The 4,896-nt window shown below is 60.0% G+C and carries 6 protein-coding genes; 3 read left to right on the forward strand and 3 right to left on the reverse strand.

The genetic code is table 11. The features are described 5' to 3' along the window. A partial coding sequence (locus VH599_15760; protein ID HEY7349772.1) for a hypothetical protein occupies positions 1–274 on the reverse strand: 274 nt, incomplete at its 3' end. A gap of 127 nt (positions 275–401) precedes the next feature. Here VH599_15760 and VH599_15765 point away from each other — a divergent pair. Continuing rightward, positions 402–965 carry a MarR family transcriptional regulator gene (locus tag VH599_15765; GenBank protein ID HEY7349773.1) on the forward strand — a complete coding sequence of 188 codons (564 nt, stop codon included), beginning with the start codon at positions 402–404 and terminating at the stop codon, positions 963–965. Between the two features lie 58 nt (positions 966–1,023). On the opposite strand, the gene VH599_15770 is transcribed toward VH599_15765, so the two are convergent. Then, entirely contained in the window at positions 1,024–1,452 is a 429-nt protein-coding gene (locus tag VH599_15770) for a response regulator (protein HEY7349774.1), read from the reverse strand. A gap of 585 nt (positions 1,453–2,037) precedes the next feature. Between VH599_15770 and VH599_15775 the strand changes: the two genes are divergently transcribed. Together VH599_15775 and gpmI are read left to right on the forward strand one after the other, a co-directional pair. Then, entirely contained in the window at positions 2,038–2,526 is a 489-nt protein-coding gene (locus VH599_15775; GenBank protein ID HEY7349775.1) for a DinB family protein, read from the forward strand. A gap of 92 nt (positions 2,527–2,618) precedes the next feature. Beyond that, positions 2,619–4,196 carry a 2,3-bisphosphoglycerate-independent phosphoglycerate mutase gene (gene gpmI, locus VH599_15780; GenBank protein HEY7349776.1) on the forward strand — a complete coding sequence of 526 codons (1,578 nt, stop codon included), beginning with the start codon at positions 2,619–2,621 and terminating at the stop codon, positions 4,194–4,196. A 9-nt stretch (positions 4,197–4,205) separates the two neighbouring features. Here the strand turns inward: gpmI and VH599_15785 are convergent, their stop codons facing one another. Then, a complete protein-coding gene (locus VH599_15785) occupies positions 4,206–4,610 on the reverse strand; it encodes a hypothetical protein (GenBank protein ID HEY7349777.1) in 405 nt (134 codons plus the stop codon). Positions 4,611–4,896: the final 286 nt, after the last annotated feature.

A 4,896-nucleotide genomic window follows, 5' to 3' on the forward strand; every position in this document is an offset into this window, starting at 1 on the left:
CGGGAACTGGGCCTGCGGCCTGGGCTGCTTGCCTCGGCTGGGCCTCGTCGAGCGAGAGGTCCTCGCTCCCGTTGGTCGCTCGCGCAGCCCAGTTCCCGCATTCTCCCTCGCTGCGCTCGGTCGCGCGGTCCAGCCTCGGCAGTCTCGCTCCCGTTGGTCGCTCGCGCGTCCCTCTTGGCGGCTGGACGCTGGCCTGCTGGTACGGTGGTCTGGAGGGCGAACGCTCGCCCTGGCGCAGCGTTGGCCGCCTGGAAGGCGGCGCTACCAGTACCATGCCTCGCTTGCCAACACCTCATTTTTGCTAGAACCGGCAGAAACGGCGCTTGACATGGCTTTCCAGGCATATTATAATTTTAGTGGATTAAATATTAATGCCCTAAATAATTACCGGGTGGTGTGCGATGGACGTTCAAGAACAACAGGTCAATGAAGGACTGGCGATCTGCCGCGATCTGGTGCGCGCAGTGTTTGCGCTGAAATTTCATCCTCATCCCCACGCCCAGCATTTCCATGCATTTGAGGAAGCGCAGCGGCCAGAGGGCTGCCCTGAAGGCGGTGGCCCATTGGAAGGGTCGCAGGGGATGGGGTGGTCTAGGCCGGAGGGCATCCCGGAGGCGCAGATCAAGCTGGTGGTTCACCTGGCAATTCATGGCCCGCAGACAATGAGCGAGGTAGCCGATGGGCTGGATGTGACGACGCCTGCTGTGACCGGCCTGGTGGATAAGCTGGAGAAGCGCAGCCTGGTGGAGCGTGTGCGCGATAGCCAGGACCGGCGCGTGGTGCGGGTACGCCTGGCTCCGCACGCGCAGCAAATGGCCGAGGCGCATCTGGCCGAACGACGACGCCAGATGCGCGCGGTGCTGGCGACTTTGACGCCAGAGGAGCAGCAGACCTTTCTCAGAACGCTGCGGCTGCTGGTCCAGAAGCTGTATACCAGGCAAGAAGTGGAAACTGCCAACAAATAGGGCCAGCTCGCTATGAAGGAGTCCGAGGGTATCGCCCGCTTTCGTTCTCCTCTGCTTTTCACCCGGTTGTTGGCTGGGCGCCGTGCTGGCCTTTCTCCTCATCGGGGTGGGTGATGCGATGTGTCCATTGGCTGACCATTTCCAACACGTCATCAATGGCAAACGGTTTGGGGAGGAGCGCGTTGGCAAGCTCAAAATGGCTGCCCATGAGTCGTTGGGCAGCGGACATTACGATAATGGCGTGGCTGCCGCGTAATAGTGGGTCAGCGGCCAGCGTTTCCATCACACCATAGCCATCGAGGACCGGCATCATCAGGTCCAGCAAAATGACGTGTGGGCCGAGTTCGGTGCGTTGGCGCAAGAGTTCCAGCGCCTCGCGTCCATTGCGCGCTGCCGCTACATTATAGCCCTCTTCCTCCAGCAATCCTTCCAGCAAATCGCGGATGCCGGTATCATCATCGACCACCAGCACATTGTAGCTCAGCATCTGCTCCCCCCTTCTCCTGGTGTCTTCAGAATCTCTCCCCTCGCGCCATTCAACGTGTGATCTCCGCGAGGGGAGAAGGACAGCCATTGTTTGCCTGCAAGAACTATTCCATAGCTGGCTTTTCTGTACCGACCGCCGCTTCTGGCGAGATGCTCAAGAATCCTGGGAAGAAGTGCGATATAATAGGCCGGGCTGGTGATATGGCCGTTGCCCCCGCCCTGGCTGGGGGTTACAGCCGCGCCTGGTGGCCCTGGGCCATCAAGTAAGGCTGCGCGAGCCGTAGGCGAGAGTGCCGAGGCCCAGCCGAGGCAAGCAGCCTTACCCGAAGGGGCCTCTTTCAGGGACTCCCCATCCGGCATACTCACCGGCTGCTGGTGATGGCGGATGATGCGCCGATGAGGTGGGGAATCGGTTGAGCACACAGATATACCTATAAAGAGGGCATTTCCAAACTCGCTCAAGTGAGGAAGTGCCTTTCAAGGGAGACTTATACCAGCGCACAATGCGGACCAGATGTGACCGCTTTTCGTGAGAGGCTCTTAAGGAGCGTATGTGTCGTTACGCACGTAGGAAAGGATCACTCCAATGGCCGAACAACAAACAGACCTTCTGCCTTTCTACACAGGGTGGGATGCCTATCAGGCGCTCTTGATCAAGGCGATTGCCCCACTCTCGTCCGAACAACTCGCCCTGCGAGTCGCTCCACATCTGCGCTCTATCGGTGAAAATGTGGCCCATATCATTAGTGGCCGGGTCAGCAATTTTCACCTGGTCATGGGCGAGGGGGGTGCTGAGCTGGCTCCATTGGAACAATGGGACGTACCAGGCGCACCCCCAAGAAGTGCCGCCGAGTTAGTAAGTGGGCTTGAAGCCACCTGGCAGATGATTCAGACGGCGCTCGTTCGCTGGACCCCTGCCAACCTGGACGACGTGTTCACGGAGGTGCAGGACGAGCAAACGTATAGCTTCACGCGTCAAGGGATCATCTGGAGCAGCATCAAACATGATCTCCACCACGGCGGCGAGGTCTCTTTCACGCTAGGGACACACCATGTAGCGGCACTCGATCTCTAATGCAGCGTTTGTTTGAGAGCATTTCCAAATCAAGGAGCATGAGGACTGGTTTGGAAATGCTCTCCTATAAAGGGAAAGGAGTTATAGACCTTATGCCAGGAGCAGTTCCCCGCCCACTAGTACTGATTGTGATGGATGGCTGGGGCATCAATCCCCGTTCTGAGGCTAACGCGATTGCGCTGGCGCAGACTCCGCATATTGATCGGATTGCGCGCGCGTTTCCCCACACACAGCTTGCCACCAGCGGCCCGGCGGTGGGTCTGCCGGAAGGGCAGATGGGCAATTCGGAAGTGGGCCATCTGAATATTGGCGCGGGCAAGCGCGTGCTTCAGGAGTTTACGCGAGTCTCCTCGGCGATTCACGATAGAACTTTTTTTGAGAACGAGGCGCTGCTCAAGGCGGTTCACCATGTCAGGCAAAACCATAGCGCGCTGCATTTGTGCGGGTTGATCGGCCCTGGCGGGGTCCACGCGCACCAGAGCCATCTCTATGCCTGTTTGCAACTGGCGGCGCGGCATGAGGTGGAGCGCGTTTACATCCATGCTTTCACTGATGGCCGCGATACCTCGCCCTTTGGTGGGCTGGAGTATATGAAGGAACTGGTGGCGCAGACAGAAGAGATTGATAGCGCGCATCCGGCGCGGGTGGCTACGATCTCCGGGCGCTATTATGCGATGGACCGCGATAACCGCTGGGATCGGATCGCCAAAACCTATTTCGCCATGACGCGCGGCGAAGGCCGCCAGGCCAGCGATCCAGTGGCGGCGATTCAACAGTCGTATGATGAGAAAGTGACCGACGAGTTTATTGTACCCGTTGTGCTGATGCAGGATGGCCGCCCGGTGGCGACGGTCAAGGCGGGCGACAGCGTGATCTATTTTAACTTCCGCTCTGATCGTGGGCGCGAGTTGACGAAAGCTTTTGTGCTGGATACGCTGCCGCCGCAGGCTGAGGGGAAGTTTGCGCGCGGGCCAAAACTGGATGGCCTGGTCTTTGTGACGATGACGGAGTATGAGTCGGGGCTGCCGGTGGACGTGGCTTTTCCGGCAGATAACGTTGATCTGCCGCTGGCAAAGTTGCTCTCGGATCGGGGGATGCGTCAGTTTCATACCGCTGAGACGGAGAAGTACGCGCATGTCACGTTCTTCTTTAACGGTGGACGCGAAGCGCCGTTTCCTGGCGAAGACCGGCTGCTGGTGCCATCGCCCAAAGTGGCAACTTATGATCTGAAGCCGGAGATGAGCGCGCCGGAAGTGACCGACGAGGCGGTGCGGCGCATTAACAGCGGCGAGTATGACGTGGTGATTATGAACTACGCAAATGCGGATATGGTGGGGCATACCGCTGTGCTGGCTGCGGCTATTAAGGCGGTGGAGACGGTGGATGCGGGCGTGGGGCGCGTGGTGGATGCGGCGCTGGCGAAAGGCGGCGCGGCGCTGATTACCGCCGATCATGGTAACGCCGAGCAGTTGATTGAGTATGATACGGGTAAGCCGCACACGTCGCATACGACCAATCCGGTACCGCTGTATTTCGCTGTGCCACAGATGCCCGATGCCCGCCTGCGCGGCGATGGCATTCTGGCCGATGTCGCGCCAACGATGCTGCACCTCTTGCAGGTTCCCCAGCCCAAAGAGATGACCGGGCGCACGCTGATCATCGGCGAGTAAGGGCGCTGCTTATTTCGATTCGGGGCGTGTGCGCCGCTTTGGTGGCTCCGGCAGCAGGGTCTGGTCGTAGAGCGCCGCCGATGGGTACTCGCCGGAGGCGTGCGCCTCTTTGTGCGGGCGTGGTCCAGTCGGGGGCGCGCTGCTGGCGTTGTCTATGACTTCTGCTGGCGCTGCCGCCGGGGTTGGCGGCGCTGCGGGCTGCTGTGCTGGCGGCTGCTCCTGGACAGGCGGCCTCTGGGCGGCCCAGGGAGCATGCTGCGCTGGCGGCTGGCTGCCGATTTGCCACTGTGGCTGCCTCGGCAGCGCCGATAGGGTTCGGCGGCGCTCTGCTGCCAGCCAGAGGGCAGCGCCGACCAGGATGAGAAAGCCGATAATAATCACGCTGACGGCAAAAATTACGATAAGTTCGTTCATATTCTCCCCCCTTCGCAGCGGGCGAATGCGGCGCTGCTCGCCCTGTGACGGTCTTTCTTTTCCCGCGCGATACGAGGCGGATTGATCATTAAACAACCTAAGCGTACTCAGCTATTCGCTGGATGTCAAGTCATGCCGCAGATGGGGTTCTACCAAATCTGCGGTGTTGGCAAGCGAGGCGTGTTACTTGACTTGTAGCGCCGCCTCCCTTCGGGAAGGGCCGCTTGCCTCGGCTATGCCTCGTCGAGCGAGAGGTCCTCGCTCCCGTTGGTCGCTCGCGCGTCCC

This window comes from Ktedonobacterales bacterium, assembly GCA_036557285.1.
Lineage (GTDB): Bacteria > Chloroflexota > Ktedonobacteria > Ktedonobacterales > DATBGS01 > DATBHW01.